Annotated in this window: 17 protein-coding genes, 2 tRNA genes and 1 other RNA gene; 10 read left to right on the forward strand and 10 right to left on the reverse strand. The window is 33.9% G+C overall.

The genetic code is table 11. The features are described 5' to 3' along the window. The 5 genes from VW161_RS06495 to rnpB form a co-directional block, all read left to right on the forward strand. The coding region (locus VW161_RS06495) for a NosD domain-containing protein (RefSeq protein WP_325192805.1) at positions 1-1776 on the forward strand (1776 nt) is incomplete at its 5' end. 404 nt (positions 1777-2180) lie between these two features. Further along, positions 2181-6266 carry a right-handed parallel beta-helix repeat-containing protein gene (locus VW161_RS06500; RefSeq protein ID WP_304094225.1) on the forward strand — a complete coding sequence of 1362 codons (4086 nt, stop codon included), beginning with the start codon at positions 2181-2183 and terminating at the stop codon, positions 6264-6266. A 77-nt stretch (positions 6267-6343) separates the two neighbouring features. Continuing rightward, positions 6344-7087, forward strand: a complete 744-nt coding sequence (locus VW161_RS06505) for a MotA/TolQ/ExbB proton channel family protein (protein WP_304094223.1) — start codon at positions 6344-6346, stop codon at positions 7085-7087. Between the two features lie 181 nt (positions 7088-7268). Next, positions 7269-7619: a DUF2149 domain-containing protein gene (locus VW161_RS06510; RefSeq protein WP_325192806.1), complete on the forward strand. Its 351-nt coding sequence runs from the start codon at positions 7269-7271 to the stop codon at positions 7617-7619. A 121-nt stretch (positions 7620-7740) separates the two neighbouring features. Next, positions 7741-8021: RNase P RNA component (gene rnpB, locus VW161_RS06515), an RNA gene on the forward strand. Positions 8022-8043: 22 nt separating this feature from the next. Here the strand turns inward: rnpB and bioF are convergent. The 5 genes from bioF to VW161_RS06540 all read right to left on the reverse strand — a co-directional run bounded on the left by bioF (position 8044) and on the right by VW161_RS06540 (position 14797). Continuing rightward, positions 8044-9255: an 8-amino-7-oxononanoate synthase gene (gene bioF / locus VW161_RS06520; protein ID WP_325192807.1), complete on the reverse strand. Its 1212-nt coding sequence runs from the start codon at positions 9253-9255 to the stop codon at positions 8044-8046. 21 nt (positions 9256-9276) lie between these two features. Then, positions 9277-10038, reverse strand: coding sequence for a 6-carboxyhexanoate--CoA ligase (locus VW161_RS06525; RefSeq protein ID WP_325192808.1), 762 nt, complete (start codon positions 10036-10038; stop codon positions 9277-9279). Positions 10039-10456: 418 nt separating this feature from the next. Then, positions 10457-11617 (reverse strand): molecular chaperone DnaJ, encoded by a 1161-nt coding sequence (gene dnaJ, locus VW161_RS06530; RefSeq protein ID WP_325192809.1) that lies wholly within the window; start codon positions 11615-11617, stop codon positions 10457-10459. A gap of 470 nt (positions 11618-12087) precedes the next feature. Beyond that, positions 12088-13986, reverse strand: a complete 1899-nt coding sequence (dnaK, locus tag VW161_RS06535; RefSeq protein ID WP_325192810.1) for a molecular chaperone DnaK — start codon at positions 13984-13986, stop codon at positions 12088-12090. A gap of 175 nt (positions 13987-14161) precedes the next feature. Then, entirely contained in the window at positions 14162-14797 is a 636-nt protein-coding gene (locus VW161_RS06540) for a nucleotide exchange factor GrpE (RefSeq protein WP_304103351.1), read from the reverse strand. 617 nt (positions 14798-15414) lie between these two features. Here VW161_RS06540 and VW161_RS06545 point away from each other — a divergent pair. Beyond that, a complete protein-coding gene (locus VW161_RS06545; RefSeq protein WP_304103355.1) occupies positions 15415-15921 on the forward strand; it encodes an ArsR/SmtB family transcription factor in 507 nt (168 codons plus the stop codon). A gap of 185 nt (positions 15922-16106) precedes the next feature. Here VW161_RS06545 and hypF read toward each other — a convergent pair whose 3' ends face one another. Then, positions 16107-18503 (reverse strand): carbamoyltransferase HypF, encoded by a 2397-nt coding sequence (gene hypF, locus VW161_RS06550; RefSeq protein ID WP_304088255.1) that lies wholly within the window; start codon positions 18501-18503, stop codon positions 16107-16109. A gap of 160 nt (positions 18504-18663) precedes the next feature. Here hypF and larB point away from each other — a divergent pair, with 160 nt between their 5' ends. Then, the gene (gene larB, locus VW161_RS06555; RefSeq protein ID WP_304088258.1) at positions 18664-19494 is read left to right on the forward strand and encodes a nickel pincer cofactor biosynthesis protein LarB; all 831 of its coding nucleotides are present in this window, start codon (positions 18664-18666) and stop codon (positions 19492-19494) included. Between the two features lie 97 nt (positions 19495-19591). Beyond that, complete coding sequence (locus tag VW161_RS06560) at positions 19592-20224, forward strand: GNAT family N-acetyltransferase (RefSeq protein WP_325192811.1); 633 nt, start codon at positions 19592-19594, stop codon at positions 20222-20224. Positions 20225-20319: 95 nt separating this feature from the next. Here the strand turns inward: VW161_RS06560 and hisE are convergent, their stop codons facing one another. The 4 genes from hisE to VW161_RS06580 form a co-directional block, all read right to left on the reverse strand. Beyond that, entirely contained in the window at positions 20320-20610 is a 291-nt protein-coding gene (hisE, locus tag VW161_RS06565; protein ID WP_304088263.1) for a phosphoribosyl-ATP diphosphatase, read from the reverse strand. Positions 20611-20629: 19 nt separating this feature from the next. Next, positions 20630-21436, reverse strand: a complete 807-nt coding sequence (locus VW161_RS06570) for a CBS domain-containing ParB/RepB/Spo0J family partition protein (protein WP_304088267.1) — start codon at positions 21434-21436, stop codon at positions 20630-20632. Between the two features lie 60 nt (positions 21437-21496). Then, entirely contained in the window at positions 21497-22852 is a 1356-nt protein-coding gene (gatB, locus tag VW161_RS06575; RefSeq protein ID WP_304135422.1) for an Asp-tRNA(Asn)/Glu-tRNA(Gln) amidotransferase subunit GatB, read from the reverse strand. Positions 22853-23110: 258 nt separating this feature from the next. Next, positions 23111-24106, reverse strand: a complete 996-nt coding sequence (locus tag VW161_RS06580) for a radical SAM protein (RefSeq protein WP_304088272.1) — start codon at positions 24104-24106, stop codon at positions 23111-23113. A gap of 231 nt (positions 24107-24337) precedes the next feature. Between VW161_RS06580 and VW161_RS06585 the strand changes: the two genes are divergently transcribed. Both VW161_RS06585 and VW161_RS06590 read left to right on the forward strand, forming a co-directional pair. Continuing rightward, positions 24338-24410: transfer RNA gene (locus VW161_RS06585), tRNA-Asn, on the forward strand. A gap of 5 nt (positions 24411-24415) precedes the next feature. After that, positions 24416-24489, forward strand: a tRNA-Ile gene (locus VW161_RS06590). Positions 24490-24586: the final 97 nt, after the last annotated feature.

Below are 24586 nucleotides of genomic sequence, written 5' to 3' on the forward strand. Positions count from 1 at the left end.
GTTTATCAGGTAACTGAAGAGAACTACAATACCTATTTCGATTCAAACGGCAAGTTAAGAGACAATGTTAAGGATGGGGATGTGTTGGTATTCAGCGGCAGCTTTTCACCTAAAGGCAAGATTGTCTTGAACAAGATTGTCAGCCTTATCGGTGACAATGCATTCTTAAGGGATACCACTATCTTTGTAAATACCTCTAACTGTAAGGTACAGGACTTCAATATTATAAACAATGGTACTGATGACAGCAATTGCAACCTTTGGGGAATTTATGTTTATGAAGCCGATAATGAAGTGATTACAGGAAACAATATCACAATATGGGATAAGAATACATCCTATGGAATTTACCTTTGCGACTCCTATAACAATACAGTTGCAAACAATAGCATAAAGTGTCAAGGAGACAATTTGGTATTTGCTCTCTTGACTTATGAGACATATGATACCCTTTTTGAAAACAACACAATATTAGCTATTGGAACAAGTGAATTGTATCCTTATTATGAAACAATTTGTATTGATGGAGTTCGCAGTATTTCAGAGCTTTCCAAGACATATGGTGTGATATTGGACTTCTCAAGCGATAACCAGTTCATTCACAATGACATCGAGGTCACTTCAACTGTAGAAGGTTTCCAAGTGCCTTATAATCCTTCTGTAAACATTCTAATTGGCCTTTACATTTACTATGAGTCCAATAGAAACAATATCAGCGAAAACAATGTTTACATTCATGGACATGATCCATTCCTTTATGGAATGGGTTCATCTGGTGATGATACAAGTAAATCCGTGACTTATGCATGTGAAAACATTTTCGCAAAGAACAACATTACAATAGATGCGGATTACTTTGCTATGGGAATGATCTTAAGGCACAATTCCAAAGACACTGTTGTTGAAGACAACCAATTCAATCTTTATTCCAATAATTATACATACGGATTGACATTGGAGATTTCACAAGGTGCTAAAGTCAAGGACAATACCCTTAATCTTACTGGCCGTGCAGGAATTTACGCTGTAGAGCTTTATTCCGCTTGGAGCAATGATATCAGCTACAACCAAATCTATGCAAACGGTAGTTTCAGTGAAGTGGGCCTTTACGGTTCTTCAGGAAACAATATCACTCACAACACTATCCATTCATTTGGTGATGGTATCAATGACCCTGCACAAGGGCCGGAGCACCCAGATTCAGTGACATTGATCAACACTGGAATATTGCTTGAAAAGGGTTCCAATGGAAACATCATTTCAGACAATACCATCATAACTGATGGGGACAATGCAATTACCATTGACGGTTCAGTGGGCAATACAATTGCAAATAATGAGTTATCCTCATCAAAAGGCGGAGGAAATGCTGCTGTTAAGGATAATACTGGAATGAACCATATTTCAGGTAATACAGGTTCAAGATATGGTTCCAATTCAGATGACAGTTCCAATGGAAATTCTGGAAGTCCAATTCATACAAATGGTACTTCAAGCCAATCAAGCAATTCAGGTAATTCTGATTCCAATGGAGCAAGTTCATTCGGTAATGTAAATTCCAATTTCAATGCAAATGCCCAATCTTCTGCAAATGATGGTGCTGGAGATTCAGGTGAAGCAGGTGATGGATCTGACATCATTGCAAGTGAACTTGAAGAGGTTGCAAGTAAATCCTTATCTGGTGGAGTATTCGTACCGGTTGTAGCTTTACTCTTAATATTGGTCTTCTGTTTCAGTTTCTTAGGTGCAAAAGACGAAGATGATGAAGAAGAATAATTTGGATAAAAGAATAAATATCTAATATTTGTTCTCTTTTTTATTTTTTATTAGGAAATACCTGGCAAAAATTAATATTTTAAGTTATTAAAGTTTCTACTTTTACCTTTCTTTTTTTAATTATTTATCTAATTTTTTCTATATTGTTTTTTATCTTCTTCTCCATCTTTTCTATTTCAACTCCTTTTATAATTAATACTATTTCGTAAAATTTATATTATTATATAATAATAAATATAAATGTATAAATTTAGTTTTAAAATTCTTAAATTATATTTTATTTTTTTATCAAGTTTGATTTATCATTTTAAAAAATCATATTAAAATGAAATGTAATTTAGTAATTTATTATTTTAATCTAGCATGCTAAATGATTTATTTTATAAATCGAGGTGTTTAAACATATGAATTCTAATAAATTTATTCCAATGTTGGGATTATTGATTCTATTGATATTAGCTATTGGATCTATAAGTGCAAGTGATGTAGATTCAGATTCAATAATAGGGGATAGTGATGCTAATATCGATTTGGCAGCTACAGAAACGGCTGTAAATGAAATCGATGGTTCCAGTATTGATGATGAAGAAAATACTGATGATGTTATTGCTAATGTGGATGATGAGAGCATTAGCGATAATGTAGGAAGTATTGATGATGTTGAAAGTGAAGTAGGTGTGGAAAACCGTCTAGGTGCTAGCGCTGATAATGAAATTCTTGCATCTACTATACAATTTACAGAAAGCAAATATTCCACTTACTTTAATTCAAATGGAAATATCATCGCTGGAAAACTAAAAGCTGGAGACACTTTAGACTTTTCAGGAAAGTTCACAGATAAAATGTTTATAATCAATATTCCTTTGATTGTAACCAGTACAAAAGGCACAGCACAGTTTACCAATTGTGGATTTAGTTTTATAAATGGTTCAAGCGGTTCAAGCATTTCCAATTTAAAAATGAACAATTCTGTTGCTGACAGGCCACTTATTTCAGTGTCTGATGTAAATGATATGGAAATTTATAATAATGACCTATTTGCTTCCGGTAGGGGCTCTCATCCTATGGCCTTTTCAAGAGTAAATAGATTGCATATTTATAGAAACACTCTCCAAACCACTGGTTATGTACAGGGTTGGGGACATCCATCCGCTATGGTCTTAAATAATGCAGGGTCTTGTAATATCACACAAAATACAGTAATAACCAATGATTCAAATGGTATTTATTTCAGTGGATATGCTGCAAATACTGGAATGGGCGCTGGAGGAGATGCAGCAAGTTATTCTAATTACATTGTAAATAATACAGTTTCTTCCATTAGGCCTCTACCTTCATCATTTGTTTATGCTATTCAAGTGATGAGTAGTAATAATTTTATTATTAACAATACAATTTATAATGTATATAGGGGAATTTCCACTACTGGTTCCAATAATCAAATAATCGGAAATAACATATCAGGAATACATGGAGCTTATTATAGTCAGACTACAGTAGAGCAAGGTGGGGAAGCTGCAATAATTTCAGGTTCAAATTCCATAGTCAAAGAAAACATTATTAGTAACTGTCTTTTCAGTCAGGATATAAAAGGGGCTGCTATAAATGTCAATAAGAATTCTCTTGTAAGTGGTAACATTATTCAAAATTGTTCTGGTATGGGTATCGTATTAACTGGGGGCAATATTACTCTCAATGGTAATAATTTAAATGTCACAGGATATGGGTTATTAGCTGAAGGAAACATTGCTAATGTTGAAATGGAGTTAAATGTCATAGATTCCAGTGATCAACATTCAATTCATTTGGCAAGAACTTCAAGAAATGATTTCCCTCATGACTTTATCATCCAAAACAACACTCTTTACAGTAATGCGGAAGAAGCTATTTATATGGATGATGTGTGTACAAATATATTGAGAGGTAACAATATTATCATTGGTGAGTCTGGAAGTCATATAGTTGATGAAAATAATACCCATATAATTAATGAAAAGAATTTTTATAATTATTTTTTACTTACAGGTTCATTCAATAAAAGAGTTAATGAAGATGACACTATAATATTTGTAGGTAACTTTTCAAGTAAAGGAAAATTAAATATTAATAAAAAAGTCATTATTCAAGGTGTAAATGCAGTATTTGAAGATACAACATTCCTTATTTCAGAAGTTGATGGTTTAATTTTTGAAAACATTAACATTACAAACCCTAATAAAAAACTATCTGATCGCTTATGGGGTATTCAAATAAGCAAATCCAATAATGTAACTATTAAAGATTGTAATATTTCCATTTACGATCCTTATTCAGCATTTGCAGTTTATGTATTGGATTCCAATGATTGCAAAGTAATCAATAACAGTTTAGAAGCAAAAGGTGATTACTTCACAGTAGCTTTATTCTCATTTAATTCCACCAATCTTTTGATTGATGGAAATTCCATCAAAACCATTGGTCCTGGTGAAACTTACCTTTGCAACAACAGAAGCTGTTTAAACATTTTGGTTCAAGGTGTAACAATCTGTCCAGATGGAACCATTATCTGCCCAGATGGAACAACATATAGTCCTGGCGATTATGAGGTTTGCACTGACGGCACAATCATTTGTCCGGATGGAACAACTATCTGCACTGATGGAACTACTATTTGTGCTGATGGTACTCAAATCTGTACCGATGGAACTATTATCTGTGCAGATGGAACACAATATGCTCCTGGACAATACACTACCTGTGCTGATGGTTCAATAATTTGTCCAGATGGAAAAGTAATTTGTATTAATGGAACTATATATTCTCCAGAAGAATGCGAAAATCTCACAAATGGTGAAATCCGTTGCCCTGACGGAACTGTCCTTTGTCCAGACGGCACTGTTTTATGTACTGATGGATCTACTATCTGTCCAGATGGTAGAACAATTTGCGCTGATGGAACCATTATCTGTGCAGACAGGTATAAAATTTGCACTAATGGTTCAATAATTTGTCCTGATGGAACAACAATTGCTTCTGGTGATTACAATAATGAAAGTGGCGTAATTACCCTTCCAGATAATACTGTCATTTATGAAAATGGAACTGTTGTTTGCTCTGACGGCACAGTAATCTGTCCTGATGGTACTGGTGGCTCAGGATTATTGGATGGAGTTATTCCAGGAACCCATATGATTTCTGGCCTATTTAGAACATATGGTGCTTTATTTGTACATTCATCTAATATCAATTTCATAAACAATAATGTTAATGTAAGCTCAACCCTTGATCCTTTCTATAAGTTAAATGAGTCTTGCAACACTATTGCTGGAGTATTCATTCATTATGGAGGATTCAACAATACAATTGCAAACAATAACATTACTCTTGATTCAAATGACCCTGTCATTTATGGTATAGGTATTGTAGGTGCAAGTTCAAACAGCACTGCAATTGGTTCTAAAAACAATTCCTTCATTGACAATAATGTTTTCATCAAAGGACCATACCATGGTGTTGGAATCTATTTAGGAAATAAAGCGACAAATTCAACATTTGCAAACAGTTTTGTAATTTCTGCAGTCAATGTGCATGAAATCGTAAACCGCACCCTTGTGGAAAATGATGAGAACGTTATTGATGGAAATACATTTGAGATAATCCCTCCTCATCATACTGCTTTAACTGTTTCAAGTGCTTCATATAAATGGAATAATGGAAATAAATACGTTTCAATTACCCTTAAGGACATTAATGGTACATTGATTCCTAACCAAAGCATAGTTATAACAGTTGATGGCAAGAATTACACTGGCGTTACTGATGCAAATGGTGTAGCTAAAATCAAGGTTACAATAAGCAAAGTTGGTGCTTTTGACGTTGTTGCATACTTCAATGGCGAAGGAAACTACATTGCTTCAACCAGCAAAGGAAAACTCACTTTAACCAAAGACAGCACAAGCTTGACTTCTTCTGGCAAGACTTATGCGGTAACTGTAACTTCAAAATCAATTACATTAACCTTGAAAGATGGAAGCGGAAAGGTAATTGCAAATAGAAAAGTCACTGCAACCGTAAATGGAAAGACCTACACTGCAACAACCAATTCAAAAGGTGTAGCTACTTTCAAATTGACTTTAAAAACAGTGAAAACTTATACAGTTTCACTTAAATTTGCAGGAGACAGTTATTACACAGCTAGCACCAAGTCAATAAAAGTTAAGGTAACCAAGACAAAAACCAAATTGACTGTTCCTAAAAAGACCTATAAAAGGACTGCAAAAGTTAAGAAAATTACTGCAACCTTAAAGGATCAAACTGGAAAGGTCATCAAGTCCAAAAAGGTTACTTTCACTGTCAACGGCAAGAAATACACTGCAAAAACCAATAAGAAAGGTGTAGCTACTGTAAAGGTTAAACTCTCTAAAAAGAAAACCTACAAGGTTACAGTTAAGTTTGCTGGTGACAAGACTTACTATGCGGTTAAAAAGACTGGTAAAGTTGTAATAAAATAGATTTTCAAATAATGATTAAGTCAAATGAAATAATTTGAACTTAATTATTTTATTTTCTTTATTTTTATGGTGATTGAATGATAAATATTGGAAATGCTTTGATTTTTTCAGATGAAGCTGCCTTTCAGGGATCAAACAATGGCTTATTTGCATTTTTCTCAAATACTAATGGTGCTGGCTTTCCTATACTGGATAGTTCATTGACTGCTATTACACAGGCATTGCAGATACCTGTAATCATTCTTTTAATAGCATTTTTAGTATTCGCTGTATATACTTTAGGAAAGCTTCTAGCAGAACACCTTTCTCGTAAGAAAGTACCTGTTAGCTTAATCAAAGAAATGATTTACTCAATCTATGATGCAGAGTCTGCTGAAGACATTAAAAATGTAGTCAATAATGCAGATATTCAAAAGTCTCAAAAGAGAATTTTATCTGAACTGGCAGAGTCAGAGCATCTTGGTAAAAAGTCAAGGGAAACATTGGCTCGTAGATTGATTGATAATGAAGAGGATAAGATTGCACAAAACCTCAACAAGACTGACATTGTCACTAAAATTGGTCCGACCCTTGGATTGATGGGTACTTTAATCCCTATGGGTCCAGGTCTTGCAGCATTAGGTACCGGTGATGTAACCACACTTGCAAGTGCAATTACAATTGCATTCAATACAACAGTTATTGGTATTGGATCTGGTGCTATTGCATACTTTGCATCTAAATTGAGACGCAGATGGTTTGGTGAATACCTTGCCAACTTGGATGCTTTGATGGATGCGATTTTAGATAATATTGACAAGAGAGATGAGAGACTTAAATAGTCACTGAAGTGATTGAAAATTTACAATATACTTTTGAAAACAATAATTTTAATTAATTGTTTTTAGAAAACAAGCTTTTATATTGTATACAATATATTTAAAAAATTTTACAATAGATTAGAATTCATATGGTTTAAAATTTGAAAATTTTATAAGGATTTCATATATTTTGGTGATTATTATGGCTCGTCGTCGAGGAAAAGGACGTTTTGATAGTGAGGAAGAAGACCCTATGGCAGGAACAGCTAACCTTGTGGATGCAATGTTGGTTATAGCTGTAGGTTTGCTTGTGTTCCTAGTGCTTGCTTGGAATATGCAAAGCGTTTTATTTAATGAGGACTTGACTCAAGAACATAAGGAAAAGGTCATGGAAGCCATGAATCAGGAAGTGACTGAGGTTCAAGAGGGACAGATATTAAATGAAACTCCAGATACAAGCAATCAGACTGGACAGGGCTATACCGAGATGGGTAAGGTCTATAAGGATTCATCTACGGGTAAGCTGATTATGGTTCAGAATAAGACTAATTAATCTTTCTTCTTTTTTTATTTTTATTTTTTATTTTTTTAATTTTTATTTTAACTTTTTTTAATATTTTTACTATTTTTAAATTTTAATTATTTATACTAGAAAATATAAATTATTGGTAATGGTAAGCCGAAGACAGCTGTTGGTTTTATAACTAGGGAAACTCCGCACATCATATAGACTGTAAAGTTGAAAGACTTATGCTGAGAAGTATGACTCTGGAGCAGAAACGACACGGCCTTTGATGGATGACAATGATGCTTGACTGATGGACATTAAAGGAATCGGTGAAACGGCCAATCTACAGGATGCAAGAACAAATATGCTGATGACCTCTAAGGGAAGCAGAGTAGTTCGCTAAGATGAATGCTGTATAAAACAGAATGTGGGTTACTCTCGGCAGACCATTATTTTCTCTATTTTCATATTAATTTTTATTTAGAATATTCCAAATTTCAATTATTTTTGTAGCGGTGTATTCTATCTCTTCTTTTGTGTGAGTGGCCATCACGGTCAATCTTAGTCTGCTCTCACCTTTAGGAACAGATGGTGGTCTGATAGAGGATACTAAAATTCCCTCTTTTTCAAGCTCTTTTGAGATTTTGTTTGCCAATTCTGCAGGACCTATGATGATTGGTATGATTGGTGTTTCTCCATCAACTATATTTAATCCTGCATTAGTTAGGAGTTCTCTCATCAGGCTTGTGTTTGAATTTAGATCATTTAAATATTTTTCACTATTTTCCTTTAATAGATTTAATGCAGCATTTGCACTAGCTATTGTAGCTGGAGAAAGTGCTGTTGAGAATATGAATGGTCTTGACTTGTTTATAAGATAATCTATGTAGACTTGTTTTCCACAAACAAATCCTCCTTCTGATGCAAGTGCCTTGCTTAAGGTTCCTATTTGCAAATCAACTGAGTCAGTTAAGTCAATTCCAGTCTTGTCCTTATAGTATTCAACTGTTCCCTTACCTGTTTTTCCGATAACTCCAGTCGCATGTGCCTCATCGATTATAAGAGTGCAGTTGTATTTGTCAGCTATTTCTACAAGTTCGGGAAGCGGGGCTATGTCTCCATCCATACTGAATACTCCATCGCTCACAATAAATAGGTTGGAATCTTTTTTGGATTCAATTTCATCTAAAATAAGATTCTCGAGGTCTTTTGTATCCTTATGCTTGTAGACTTTAACTTTAGCTTTGGAGATTCTTGTTCCATCTATAATGCTTGCATGATTCAATTGATCAGAGAATATGACATCATTTTCTTTTGTAAGAGCATAAATCACTCCTAAATTAGTCATATATCCTGTATTAAAAATAAGTGCGGATTCAACATTTTTAAACTCTGAGATATTGTTTTCAAGCTCTCTAGCCTCAAAAGAAGCTCCTGTAGTCAGTCTTGAACCTGTTGAACCGGTTCCATATATGCTTGCTTCTTGGGCTGCTTTAATCACATCTGGATGATGTGTTAAGCCAAGGTAGTTATTGGTTCCAAAAACAAGAAACTCTTTGCCTTCCTTATCAATGGCCTTTGTAGAACTGATAAACCTTAAGTCATCTACTGTTCTCTCTAAATCATTGTTTTTGAGTTCCTCCAACTCTTCATTTAATTGGCTTTCAAGATTCGGATTCATAATATCATCAAATTTAAGATCTTATTCTATAAGCACTACTTGTTTTTCAAGATAATCTATTAAATCATCTAAAGTGTAATCATCATTCAATTGATTGGTGTCAACAAAGAATGCTCTTCCTCCAATAGGATTTCCTTCATCCTTTAGGATAGGAATACGTTCATAATTATCCTTTGTTCCTACGTATCCTATTACATAACTTGGGTCATCGGACCAGCATAATTCTGCGACTATTCCTTTGCAGCTTGCTATTTTGGATGCAAGAATCAGTGCCTCTTCAAGATGGAGACCTTCCCTTCCATCATTTTTCAATGATTCCCGATATTCTGTAATGTCTGCACTAGCTATTCCAGTTACTCTGACTCCCTTGATTCCTTTATTGTCTATTCTGTCGCCTGTGTCCTTATCAATAAGCATGGCTCCATGCATGCTTTCTTCAAGGTCTTGTAAATTTTGGATAGCCATTTTTGCAGATTCTTCACTCACTGCATTGTCCATTAATAATTCCTTCGCAAGACCCAATCCATCTTCTTTGGATTCTACATGATGCTCATTAATGTTTAGTCTTTTCTTATAGGTGATATCCTCTTCATCTATTCTTTCAATCTTTAAATTTATAAAGTCTGGCTTTCCTCTCTCATGAGTGATTGCCCTTCTGTAAACATTGATCAATTCCTCTTCAATTTCATCTTCTCTTAAAATACGTTCTGCTCCAGAGATATGTTTTCCCCCTTCTTCATGAGGGCCTCCCTTTGAAGATCGCATTTTTATACTGTACATCATAAAATCTTGCCTAATAATTTTTACTATAATCTATTTGTTTTTTATAATTATTAATATTTGACATGATTTTGTCATGAAAATTCCATTTTGACATGATGATTTTTTGCTAAAAATTTTCATTTAACTTAATTGATTTAAGGTAATCTTAAAATGATGGTTTGGCATATAAACTATATTTTAATTATGTATAACTATTATTAAATTGAATTATTTTACAAATTATATATTTTAAATTGACAGTATCTACATAACAAGCTATAAATTTTTAATTTTAGTAAAATTTTATAAAAAATAGGGTCGAAAAATAAGATAATAAATATAGAGTAAAAATAGAAAATTGATAAAATTTGAAAAGTTAAAATTTAAAAAAAATAAGAAAATCAGATGTTTTATTAAACATCTGGATTAGTTAAATTGTTTAGTTATTGATGGCATCTTTAACCTTGTCAAAGAGTCCCTTCTTGTAGACTTTTATTTCGTCCCCACTGATTTCACCAAATTGGATCAAGAGTTTTTTCTGTTCTTTTGAGAGTTTTTGAGGAACAACCACTGTAATGTTTACATAGAGATTACCTTTTCCTGCACGTCTCATGTAAGGCATACCTTGGTCTCTCAATCTGAATGTGGTTCCGCTTTGGGTTCCAGGTGGAATCTTAAGCTCGACTTCCCCATTGATTGTTGGAATGTCTACAGTGTCACCTAAACTTGCTTGGACGAAACTGATTTGCTTTTCATAGTAGAGGTTTGCACCATCCCTTTCGAAGTATTCATGTCTTTTAATGTAAATCTCAACGTAAAGGTCTCCATTTCCGCCGCCAACATCTCCAACATTACCTTCACCAGAGACTCTTAAACGGTTTCCGCTTTCAACACCTGCTGGGATTTTAATGTTGAGGGTCTTGCTTTCCTTAATGGTTCCTCTACCTTTACAGTTGTGACATGGCTCCTTGATGATTTTACCGGTACCATTACATTCACCACATTGCACAACATTCATAACTTGTCCAAATAGGCTTTGTCTGATTTGTTTTCTTTGACCGGTACCTCCACAGACAGGACAGGTTTCCACTTCACTTCCAGGTTCCGCCTTGGAACCTTCACAAACTGGGCAGAATACATCGTGTCTTACAGTAACTTCCTTATCAGCACCATTAGCTGCTTCCTCTAAGGTGATTTCGACTTCAGTGTAAATGTCGCTTCCTCTTCTTGGGCCAGAACTGCGAGACCTTGATCTGCCAGTGCCAAATCCGAATAAGTCGAAGATATCTTCTATTCCTCCCCCTCCAAATCCTTGGAAGATGTCTTCAAAGTCTACGTTTCTAAAGATATCCTCATTAGAGAATCCTTCCATACCTGCATGACCGAATTGATCATATCTTTGTCTTTTCTCTTCATCAGATAAAACAGCGTAAGCTTCACTGATTTCCTTGAATTTTTCAGTAGCTTCTTCTTTTTTATCCTCTTCCACAACATCAGGATGGTATTTTCTAGCTAATTTACGGTAAGCCTTTTTAATCTCTTTCTCATCAGCGGTTTTGTCCACTCCGAGAACTTCATAATAGTCACGCTTCTCTGCCATTTCGTCACCTATAAACATTAATTGATAATTGATTATTTAATAATTCATGATTTTTTTAATGATTCATATTAATTTTTAAAAATAGTATTGAACTATTAATTAAAATTTAATTAAATCACCTAACAATAATTTTTTCATAAAATAAAATAATTTAATTAAATTTTAACTAATGATAAGTTACTAAATTAATTATTAGTTAATTTTAATATTTAAACTTAATTTAATTTACACAAGTTTTTGATTCTTTCTCTCTATCTTTAATAATAAATTAATAAAAAGAATTCTTTAGACATTAAAAGGTTGTAAGTGGCTAAGAAAAATCAAGGAGGAATGTCTAAAAGAATTCAATTTATTATTTCTATTTTTTGAGAGGTTATAAGTAAATATGACAAATCAAAAAATAAATAGATTAAAAATCTTATTAAAATATTTTAATAATCATTTTAATCTACCACTAATTTGATTCAAATCTATTTTTTCTCTTCGAATTCAGCATCAATAGTGCCGTCATCGTCATCTTGTGGGCCTGCTCCTGCATTAGGATCAGAACCAGTTGCTCCAGCTGAACCTTGTGCTGCTTGTTGGGCTGCTGCAGCTTCTTGGTAGATTCTAGCACCGATGTCTTGAACTACTTTGGTAAGTTCATCGGTTTTCTCTTTGATTACTGCAATATCATCGCCGCTGATCAATTCTCTAAGTTCTGCAACTAATCTTTCAATGTTGGATCTTTCTTCATCAGAGACTTTGTCTTTGATTTCATCTTCATTGATGGTTTTTTCTGCAGTGTAGATCATGGAGTCAGCATTGTTTTTAACTTCAATTTCTTCTTGTTTCTTTTTGTCTGCTTCAGCGTTCATTTCAGCTTCTTTTACAGCTTTTTCGATTTCCTCATCAGTCAATTTGGTAGAAGAAGTGATGGTAATTGATTGTTCCTTACCTGTTCCTTTGTCTTGAGCAGTTACATTGATAATACCGTTTGCATCAATATCGAAGGTTACTTCAATTTGAGGCATTCCTCTTGGTGCAGGAGGTATTCCCACTAATTGGAATCTTCCAAGAGTGGTGTTGTCTGCTGCCATTTTTCTTTCCCCTTGAACTACGTGAATGTCTACAGAAGGTTGGTTATCCGCTGCAGTAGAGAAGATTTGAGATTTTTTAGCAGGAATTGTAGTGTTTCTTTCAATAAGGGTAGTTGATACTCCACCTAAGGTTTCAATACCTAAGGATAATGGGGTAACGTCTAAGAGAACTAAGTCTTTAATTTCTCCAGCGAGCACTCCACCTTGAATAGCTGCACCCATTGCTACACATTCCATTGGGTCAATTCCTCTTTCTACAGGTTTTCCAATGAAGTTTTCTACGAATTTTTGTACGATTGGCATTCGGGTAGGTCCACCAACAAGGATGATTTTATCAATATCATTTTTGGTCATTTTAGCATCGTCTAATGCTTGTTTGATAGGTTGACCACATTTGTTTACGATAGGATCTACTAATTCTTCTAATTTTGCTCTGGTTAAATTGTTAATTAAGTTGTGAGGTTTACCATCTGCTCCCATGCATATGAATGGTAAGTTTACTTCACTTGTTAAGGTAGTGGACAATTCGATTTTTGCTTTTTCAGCTGCTTCTCTTAATCTTTGAACAGCTTGGTCATCGTTCATTAAGTCAATTCCGGTTTCAGCTTTGAACTGGCTTGCTAAGTAGTTCATTAAAGCATTGTCCATGTCGGTACCACCGAGTTGAGTGTCCCCACTGGTAGATTGTACTTCGAATACTCCTCCACCAAATTCCATAATGGTTACGTCTAAGGTACCTCCACCTAAATCGAATACTAAAATGTTTACGTCATCATCGTCATCTTGCTTGTCGATACCGTAAGCTAAACTTGCTGCAGTTGGTTCGTTTACAAGTCTTACTACATCAAGACCTGCAATGGTTCCTGCGTCTTTGGTTGCAGTTCTTTGGTTGTCGTCAAAGTAAGCAGGTACGGTAATAACTGCCTTTTCGATAGGTTCTCCTAAGAAGGATTCTGCATCTTTTTTGATCTTTTGCAAGATTTTTGCAGAGATTTCTTGTGGAGTGTATTGTTTGCCTTGGATAGTTACTTTGTAATCGGTACCCATTTTTCTTTTGATTGCACTGATGGTGTTTTCTGGGTTAGTTACAGCTTGTCTTCTTGCTGGTTCACCAACTAATTGTTGGCCATCTTCAGTGAATGCAACATAACTTGGGAATGCTTTACCGTATTGGCTTGCACCTTCTGCACTTGGAATTACGGTAGGTTTACCACCAACAAGTACAGATGCTGCAGAGTTACTAGTACCTAAGTCAATTCCAATAATTTTTTCTTTTTTAGTATCAGACATAGTTTTCACCTTTACATTTTGTTTTTCTATAAAAGTTATTTTGATTTTTTTAATTTTCAAATATTTCAATATTTAATGTATTTTTAAGTTTCAAAATATTTGATTGAAGAAATTATTTTAGTTTTTTTAATTTTAAAATAATTTATAAATATAAATTTTAATTTTTAATTATAGTTTATTCTTCTTTTTTAGCTTTTTTGCAAACTCTAACTTTAGAGTATTTGATTACCTTATCCTTTAAGGTGTATCCTTTCATAAGTTCATCAACGATTTCGTTGTTTTCATGATCTGGACTGTCTACAGTAAGCAAAGCTTCATGCTTGAATGGGTCGAACTTTTCTCCTACTGCAGGAATCTCTTCAACACCTTCTTTTTCTAAAGCATTTTTCATTTTAGAATAAATTAATTCCAAACCTTCTCTAAGTTCCTCTTCATTGCTTGAGTTTTCAAGAGCCCTTTCCATATCCTCATAGATATCCAGGAATTTAACAATAAGGCCTTCATTTGCATATCTTATTAAGTCCTGCTTTTGTTTTTCTCCTTGTTTTCTAAAGTTATCAAAGTCTGCTTGAAGTCTTTGAATATGGGATTTAAGCTCTATGATTTCTTCATCTTTCCTCTCAAGGTCTTTGTTTAATTTATCTAATTCGCCGTCTTCACTTTCATCATCTTTTGATGGCTTTTCTTCGCCATCTTCTTGTGAAGACTCATCTTTAGATTCAGAAGGGCTTTCTTCTTTTTCCTGAAGTTTGGATTGATCTTCATCATCAATTTCTTCTTCAGATTTTTTAGTCTCATTTTTCTTAGCCATTTATTCACCTTTAATGAATTTATCATAAAGTATTATAATAAGAGAAAGAGAGCGATAAGCTCCTTTAATATTTTGACTTTAATCAAAGAATTTTAGATTTGTAGTTTCTATCATATGGGTTAATAGAAAAGTGTTTATGATTTTTAGATTTAGAGTGTGTACTTAAATCTAATAAAATCTTTGTTTATAGTGTGATTTTTTAAGAGGATTTTGAAATGTTCTTTGATTTGTGTTTATCCAGTTCGTTATTATTTATTAGAATTTTATAGGTTTCTCATAATAACTCTTTGAGTTTAGGTCATTTATGAATAGAACTTTGATTTTTTGATTTGTTTCAGTCCTGCTTTTAATAAATAACCATTGGATTTAGATTTTATTTTGTCAATTTATATTAAAGTAACAAAATGTTATCTTTCTCTATACTTATTATAGTAACAAAATGTTATATAAAGATTTCGGTTTTTAGTAACAAAAAGTTAATATAATACTTATGCCCATATTTTAGTATAGAGATATTAATATGAAAATATTAATTCAAATATTGTATAGGAATATCAATTATAAATAAATTGTAATATTAATATTAATTACTTTTTTAAAATTATGGAGGTCAAATAATGGAACATAACCAAAATCAACAGGATGTTGATATGGAAGCGATTCTTGATGTTATGGGATGTAAGACTAGACGTGATATCATGGATCTCTTAAGGGAAGAGCCAAGATTTGTTAGTGAAATATCTCAAGAGCTCCAAATAGGTCAGAAAGCTATCATTGAGCATTTAAGGGCTATGGAAGATGTCGGTATTTTAACATCTTCAACAAAAAAAGTGGTTAGAGGTCGTCCACGTAAGTATTATGATATGCCAAATGATGTGAATGTGCATATTACAATTACTAAAAACTCATTCAATGTATCTTTTTCTGAAGATTTATTAAATCCTTATAATGATATCAAACAGTTGCCTTCTGGTGATGAATGGTCTAAGTTATTGGATATTGAAAAAAGAATTGATCAAGGTCATACAGAAGCTATTGAGGAATTGAAAGCCCAAATACGTTTATATGACAACTTAAAGGAAAGAGCAGAATACATTTTAGAAAGAACTTATAATAGATATTAAATTATTAAGATAATTATTTTATAATTATTTTTATAAAGAATATTAAAAATTAATATTTATTATCTTTTTATTCTCTTTTCATTTTTCTTCACTTTTTTTATAAAAAATAGAATCAATAAAAAAATAGTATTATAAATAATATATATTTAATATTTTATTTTATCTTATTTTCAATCAACTTATTTTCAAAGATTATTTAAATTTACTCCAGCAACTATTGCTTGTCCTAAGGATACTGATCCGTCACCTGGACAGGAGTTGATGTGTTGGATAAATTCAAATCCTTCTTTTTCTATTGCATCCTTGATATGTGATGTGATTGCCTCGTTGTAGAACACTCCACCAGTTGCACCAATTGTTTTGATTCCCTTTTCCTTAGCGGATTCTATAGCAAGCTTTGCAAGTCCAATGCTCACTGCCTTTTGACCTGCAACAGCTATCTTATTAAGGTTTTCTCCCTCTTCAATCTTGTCAACAACATATCTCATTATTGCGGTAGTGTCAAGGACCATTCTTTTTCCATTCTCATCTTCATATTCCTTGATGATTATTGGGAAATCTTCGAGGGTATCCTCTTCCTTGTACTCATATGCATATGATTCCAATTTCATGGAAGCTTCCCCTTCGTAGCTGCGTTTATCACATATGTGGAGTGCAGTTGAAACAGAGTCGAGAACTCTTCCTGTACTGGTGTTTATACCAACGTTAAGATTGGTTTCCAGTTGCCTGAACAGGCTTTTTATTTCAATTGCCCCATGTTGGAAAGAGTCAATGTAATCATTATTCAATAGTTCCTTTACATAGTCTTCAGTGTACTTTTCACTTTCGTAGTCACTGTTAGGATTAGACAATATTGCTGCCATCATTCTCATAGGATATTTGGTACATAAGTCTCCACCTGGCATCTTTTGAGGCATTAAGGAAGCTGTTCTTTCATATTCCTTAATGTTTGTGTATAATATTTCCCCTCCCCATGAGTTGCCGTCTCCACCATATCCTACTCCATCTGCAGCTATGATGATCATTTCATTGTTTTGGTCATTTGTGTAATGGTCATTCAACAGTGAGATTCCATGAGCATGATGGTGCTGAACTGGAATAAGTGGGCAATCGTATTTTTCGGCATATTCCTTTGCCAATCTTGTTGTAAAGAATTGTGGGTGCAAATCGCAAGCTATTGCATCGAAACTGTCTGTTTTTGTAATTCTCATCATATGCTTGATTGCTTCTTGCAGGAATTCATAGGTTCTGTACTTGTTTGTATTCCCAATATGCTGTGATACATATGCTTTTGAGTTCTTAAGGATTGTAAATGTAACATCAAGTTCAGGACCAAGTGCAAGAATGTTGAGATTATCAAATTCAGGATTAAGATTGGTGTATTTTCCTTTCAAGTCATAAGGTTCTGGAGTGTATCCTCTTGAACGTCTGATGAATGCAAGCTCATTGTTTCTGAATCTTGCAACTGAATCATCGCATCTGTTCAATATCCTTCTGTTGTGAATGAGGTAATAGTCAGCTATTGTATCGAGATTCTTGAGTATTTCCTCATTTGTAATCATCATTGGCTCCCCAGGAACATTTGCTGAAGTCATGATGTAAGCGGGAGTTTCTGTGTGGTTGAATAATAGATGATGCAATGGAGCATATGGCAACATCACTCCAATGTTATGTAGTCCTGGTGATACTGACTGTGCAAAATCATAGTTTTCATTCTTTTTTAAGATTACAATAGGCCTTTCTTTTGATAATAATGTCTCTTCTTCTGCATCGGATACAATTGCATACCCTTTAACCGTTTCAATGTCTGGACTCATTACTGCAAATGCTTGGTTTTCCCTACCTAACCTTTCCCTTAAAAGGCTTACAGTATTCTCAAGCATTACATTTGCCACTAAATGAGTTCCACCAATTCCCTTGATTGCAAATATTTTTCCTTCATCAAGGAGTCTTGCAGTCTCTTCCAATTGGTCTTCACAATCAACCTTAACTGGAGTTTGGTTATCATTCTTATATAATTCCAATGATGGTCCGCAGACTTCACAGCAACTTGCTTCTGCATGATAACGTCTATCCAATGGGTTTTTGTATTCCACTTCACATTCATCGCATAATGGGAAATCATCCATAGTGGTCTTATCTCTATCATATGGAACGTTTTCAATTACTGTAAAACGAGGTCCGCAATCGGTACATGCATTGAATGGATAATTGTATCTTCTGTTGTTTGGATCGTTTATCTCTTCCAAACACTTATCGCAGATTGCCAAATCAGGTGGAATGACGGATGTTCCAGAAAAACTGTCTGAACTTTCCTTAATTGTAAAATCAGCATATTCTTCCTCATCTGCAAGCTCTTCAGTTTCCAGATTGTTTATTTTAGCTATTGGCGGAAGCTCATTCTGGAGTTTGAATATGAAATCAGCTATTTTTTCGTCTGAACCTTGGATAATTATCTCTACGACATTTCCCAAGTTTCTGACATAACCTGCCAGTTCCAATTCAGTAGCTATCCTATATACGAAGGGTCTGAATCCTACTCCTTGCACAATCCCTTCAACCAATACCTTTTCTGTTTTCATGGTCACCATCTAAAATAAAATCATAAATAAAAATTAATAATAATAAAAAATATCATAATTAATAATCAATATAATAATTATATATTATAGTAATTATAAATCTTTTTAATATAATATTTTCTATTTACTGATAAATTTATTTTATAATGTTTGTGATAAAATGAAAGAAATTCTTAAAAGTCTTGCTGAAGGTAAAATATCAATTGAAGAATGTGAGACTCTTTTAAAGGCTGAAAGCATTCGCCAATTAGATGATGTGGCTCAAATTGACACTTCCCGTAAGGATAGGACTGGATTTCCAGAAGCTATTTTAGCTGATAGCAAGGATTATGATGATCTCTTGACTATTATAAAACGATTTTTTGAAAAACAGGAATCTGATAGTGATTCAATTGAATTAAAAAACAATATCATAATTACAAGATTATCTAGGGAAAGATATGGGGCATTGGAAAAGGATTTGGATTATCTTTTTGAAAAGGGAATCAAGTTTGATTACAATAAGCGAGCTAAGATTCTGATAATCTATAATGATTCTTTAGTTGACTTCAATTCTGAATATGGCAAGGTAGGACTTTTGACTGCAGGAACCTCTGACATTCCAATCGCTGAGGAAGCGAAAGTTATCGTTGAACAGGGAGGATGTGAAGTCATCAGTTCCTATGATATCGGTGTTGCAGGAATCCATAGGCTATTCCCACAGATTGCACATATGGTTGAACAGGATGTCTGTGCATTTATTGTCTGTGCAGGAATGGAGGGGGCATTGCCTTCTGTAGTTGCAGGATTGGTGGATGTTCCAGTCATTGCGGTTCCAACATCTGTAGGTTATGGAATAGGTGCAGATGGGAAGGCAGCGCTTTATTCAATGTTGCAGTCCTGTGCTCCAGGATTGTCTGTTGTAAATATTGACAATGGATTCGGTGCAGGAGTTTGCGCTTTGACCATTGCTAAGAACATTGCTAAAAAGGTAAGAATGTCTAAAGAGTAGATTTTTTATTTTATATTATTTTTTATCAATTTTGATTATTTTCAATTGTATTATTTTAATATTTTAATTAAATTAATTTTTTATATTGGTGTTTATATTGATTTTTAGAGATTTCAATCCGGAAATTCATGATGTTTATAAAGTGGCTGAATTAATCTATGATGTTGATTATAGAACATTCAAGCATGTTTTCAAATCAAAGGAAGAAGGTGTGGAAGCCATTAAAAATAGATTGCTTCTGATTGATTTTGCAGAAGATGCCGAAGCGAATGAAAATGACTTGTTCTATGTCTTCTTTGATGATGAAGACACTGAGGAAAAGGAAATCATTGGAATGTTCAATGGTGGAAAAGGAGTCCAGCATTCTCTTTTTGGAGATATAAAAAATCAATTCAAAACCCTTAAGTTCTCTGAAGCATTAGGTCTTTCCAAGGTTTCTTTCATGGATAATTTCGTTTTGGTTGATGTTGAAGATGATGACTTTTACATTTGTGAATTAGCCATTTGCTCCAATCAAAGGGGAAAAGGTTATGGGACAGAAGCTTTAGATCAATTGATTCGCCTTGCAAAGGATTTGGATTGCAAAAGAGTGGTTTTGGATGCAGACTTTAGAAATGATGGCGCTTTCAGGCTATACAGTTCTAAAGGATTTAAGATATTCAACAGAAAATCATTTGGTGTTCCGGGTAAAAAAAGAGGGATGCGTAATATGGAACTAATCCTTAAATAGATATTTCCGCTATTATTTTTTTATCACTTAAATTTATTCGTAAGCCATAAAACTAATTATTCTTTCATAAAAAAAGAAGATGGTTTTTGAAAGAGTTATTTTCTTCTTCTTTCAAATTCTTCTAGAATTTCATCAAATTCCACTCCTTTGTATGCTAAAAGGAGCAATGTATGAAATATCAAGTCAACAGATTCATAAACCAAATTCTCATCATTTTTAGAAGCGATGAGAGTTTCTCCACATTCTTCAGCTATTTTTTCAAGAATTTTATCCTCAGCCTTTTTATCGCTGTCTTTCATGATCTTTGAGGTGTATGAGTCTATTGGTGAATCTCTACGACTTTCCAATACTTCATAAACATCTCTTAAAATCTTGTCATCTACCATCAATTCACTTCCAATATGCTTAGTGTTTTTGTTGTGTATTTTTAATTGTTTCAGTTAGTGCAATCAATGGATGTTGATCATCATCAATGATGGTTATGTCATCAAATGAATTCAATCCTTGTTTTTCAGCGGTTTTTTCCATACCTAACTTAATGTCCTTATGGAAATCCACAACATAGGAATCAATCTTATCCAATCCTAATTTTACAGAAGCAACTGCTCTGTGGTGCCCATCCACTAAAATGTATCTTTCACCACTTTTAACAACGATGATTGGTTCTGCCAATCCTTTTTCAAGTTCATAGGTTCTTCCTTGCAATTCATCAGCGTAAACCCTATCCTGTGTAGGTCTGATTTTATTTACAGGAACTTCCTCTCTTGTTAATGTGGTTTTAATGTCATAGAGCTTTTCCATGGTTTCCTTAAATGCATTGACTTTAGTTGGAGTTGACCTTTCAATATGTGATCTTACAATATCTGTGTTGGTCATAATTCCTTTCACATGTCTTTCCTTATCAACAACTGGAAGTCTTGAAATGCCATGTCTGAACATCACTCTTGATGCATCGTTAATGTGCATATCTTCTCTTGCAACGATTACATCTGTAGACATTATTCCGCTTACTTGGTCAGTTACCCAATCCTTTAGCAATAAGTCGTAAGCAGTGATTATTCCAACGATTTGTCCTTCTTCATCAACAACAGGATAACCGTCGTGCTTTGTTTGTTTCATTAATTTAATAACATCATTATTGAGAGTATCATATTTTACTGTAAATACGTCTTTTGTCATGTAGTCTCTTACAGTTGCCTTTTCTGTATCCATAATCACCCTCCTATATTGTAATTAAATTTTTGATAATCATAAATAAAAATTGAAGAAGGTTTATTCTTCAAGCAATTCTTTTAAGATGTTTACAGTTTCTCTTGGGTCTGCTTTTCCTTTGGTTAATCTCATTACTTGACCCATCAAGAAGTTCAATGCACCTTTTTCACCGTTGTGGTAATCCTCTACAGCTTTAGGGTTTTCTTCAACTGCCTGTTTAGCTGCAGCTTGAACTTCATCATCTTTTACTACACCAATCAATCCTAACTCTTCAGCTATTTGTTTTGGAGTTTGCTTGTTGTTTGGCATCTGTTCAATGATTCTTTGACCTGCTTTGGTAGTGATTTCCTTATTTAAGAGCATATTCAAGAATTCAATCAAGTCATCTGCCAAGATTCCACTTTCTGCAAAGTCAAGCTTATTGTAAGTCAATACCCTTTTAAGTTCATCTCTCATCCATTTAGCTGCAAATTTAGGGTCAACTTCTTTGGCAACTTCTTCGTAGCATTGAGCTAAATCAAGTTCTGAGGTAAGCACTTTTGCAGATTCCTCATCGATTCCATATTCAGCGACAAATCTTTTCACTTTGTTGTGTGGTGCTTCAGGCATCACATCAAGAACCTTGTTGATTTGGTCATCACTGATTTTCATTGGTGGCAAATCAGGGTCTGGGATGAATCTGTAGTCATCTGCATTTTCCTTATCCCTCATTGAAACGGTAATCATTTGTGATTCCAAGAAAGCTCTGGTTTCCTGTTTGACTTCACGACCTCTTTTCAAGAGGTTTTTCTGTCTGATCACTTCGAAGTTCAATGCCTTGTATGCACCTTTAATGGAGTTGATGTTTTTCATTTCCACTCTGTTTCCACCATTGATGGAAACGTTTACATCTGCTCTCATGGTACCTTCTCCACGAGCTCCTCCACTGTATTCCAATACTCTGATAAGCTCTTTTAAGAAGTTACGTGCCTCTTCTGGAGAGTGCATATCAGGTTCAGTTACGATTTCGATAAGTGGAATTCCAGAACGGTTGAAGTCCACAATACCTCTATCAGGTTTGTATTGTCCAGGGTCCTCTTCCATGTGAATTTCTCTGATTCTTACACCATTCAATTCCCCTTCGTAACCTATTGGTACAGAAGTTTTCTGATATCCGCAAGGCAAATCAGGGTAGTCATAGTGTTTTCTCATGAAATAAGTAAAGTTTTTATCAATTTTACAGTTAAGCATCAATGAAATCATTAAAGCGTTTTCAATAGCTTTTTCATTGGTTGGAAATGGTTTAGCACCTGGTTGGTTTAAACATACTGGGCAAACGTTTGTGTTTGCTGGTGCTTCTTGATAGTTTGTTGGACAGTTACAGAATAACTTTGAATCAGTTTCAAGTTGTACGTGAATCTCAAGTCCACACATCATATTTACGTCTATATTAATCCCTCCAAGGATTTTTAAATATTATGTTAATTGTTTTTTTAATTAAATAAGAATAAGTAGTTAATAGAAATAAGCAGTTAACTTAAGAAAAGTTATTTAAAAGTTATGTTAATTAACTATAAATTCATCTTATGTTAATTTATGTACTATTATATTTATAAAGATTTTCTTTATATAAAATATTATAATAAAACATTAGATTTTAAAATCATTAAAAATAAGAATTATATGATTTGTTAATTATTTAAATTTGTTTTTCAAGGAATCCTTAATGTATCTTTTTATGTATTGGTCTAATTTTGGGCTGATTTCACTTTTTTCAGGGCCTAATTTGCTTTTGTCTGTAAAGGTTCCCTTGAGGGTTCTTCCAGTCCATTTAACTTCCTCTTCAACTCTTTTACCATATTTGGTTCCAAACATTTTAAAGAGTGGGAACTTAGTTATTCCATTAGCTCCGCTTAAGATAAGGATTCCAATATTTGCCAAGTTGTCAGTCCATGTTCCACAGATGATTTCCAAGTCAGGAAATTCAAGTCTTATTATGGAGACTACCTTGGCATAGTATAATGATGCTGGCTGGGAACTGTTTACATACTCAGTTTCGGGGTGAGGATTTAGAGAATAAAAGATTACTCTATCAATTTTATGTGCTCTGATGTAATCCTTTAGGTATTCCACATCTTCAAAGCTTTCTCCAAGGCCTAAGATTATTGTAATCGCTTTTTTGAATCCCAAGTCTCCTGCCTTATCCAACATATCACTGATTTGATCCAATGGCTTGCTTGGGCAAACATCCTTTTGAAACTCCGGATTTGCAGCTTCAACAGCTCCTGTGATTCCTTTTATCTCAGAGCCATATTCATCCAATTCAGAGGTGATTCCTGTGTTTAGCCAGACCCCATCACCAGTGATTGAGTGTATGTTTTCAGCTATTGACTTGATTTCTGCAGTAGTGAATGATTTGTATCCTCCAGATAGGAATTCTATATTCCATCCGAGTCTGCTGCATATTTCCGCTTCAGCCAATATATTGTTCACTCTACGTTTTGCTTTAGTCGGATCTTTGATTTTGTTTTTTTGAGTGCTCATATAGCAGAATTTGCAGTCTCCCTTATCGCACCACCATGATAAAAAAACAGCTCTTTCTAAGCTTATTTCACTATATCCCTTTTTTAAGCTAAGATTATTTGCTTTGGTGATTAATTCAAGTGTTTCAATGCTGTTTATATCATTCATGGTTTCGCCTTTTGCCTTTGTCTTTCTTTAATAATTTATATTCATTCTCATATATTAAATTTATATATTAAAATTATTATTAAGTTTTGAAAATATTAAGTGATATTGTATTTTTTCATTTTTTTAGATTATTTTTATAGAAACATTTATATACTATGTTAATCAACATAATATTACTGTATTGTTCAGTATGTATTTTTAAAACTATGATTTGCAAGCATGGGTTGTTTTGCCGTCGTAGCTCAGTAGGTAGAGCGTTCGGCTGTTAACCGATTGGTCACAGGTTCGAGCCCTGTCGACGGCGCTTTTGGGCCCATAGCTTAGCCAGGTAGAGCGCTCGGCTCATAACCGGGATGTCATGGGTTCGAATCCCATTGGGCCCATTGTATAATCTAGTTTTATTGCATTCGTATTTTTTGCTCCGATGGTGTAGTCCGGCCAATCATTTCGGCCTTTCGAGCCGAAGACTCGGGTTCGAAT

The organism is Methanobrevibacter ruminantium (assembly GCF_016294135.1).
Taxonomy (GTDB): domain Archaea; phylum Methanobacteriota; class Methanobacteria; order Methanobacteriales; family Methanobacteriaceae; genus Methanobrevibacter; species Methanobrevibacter ruminantium_A.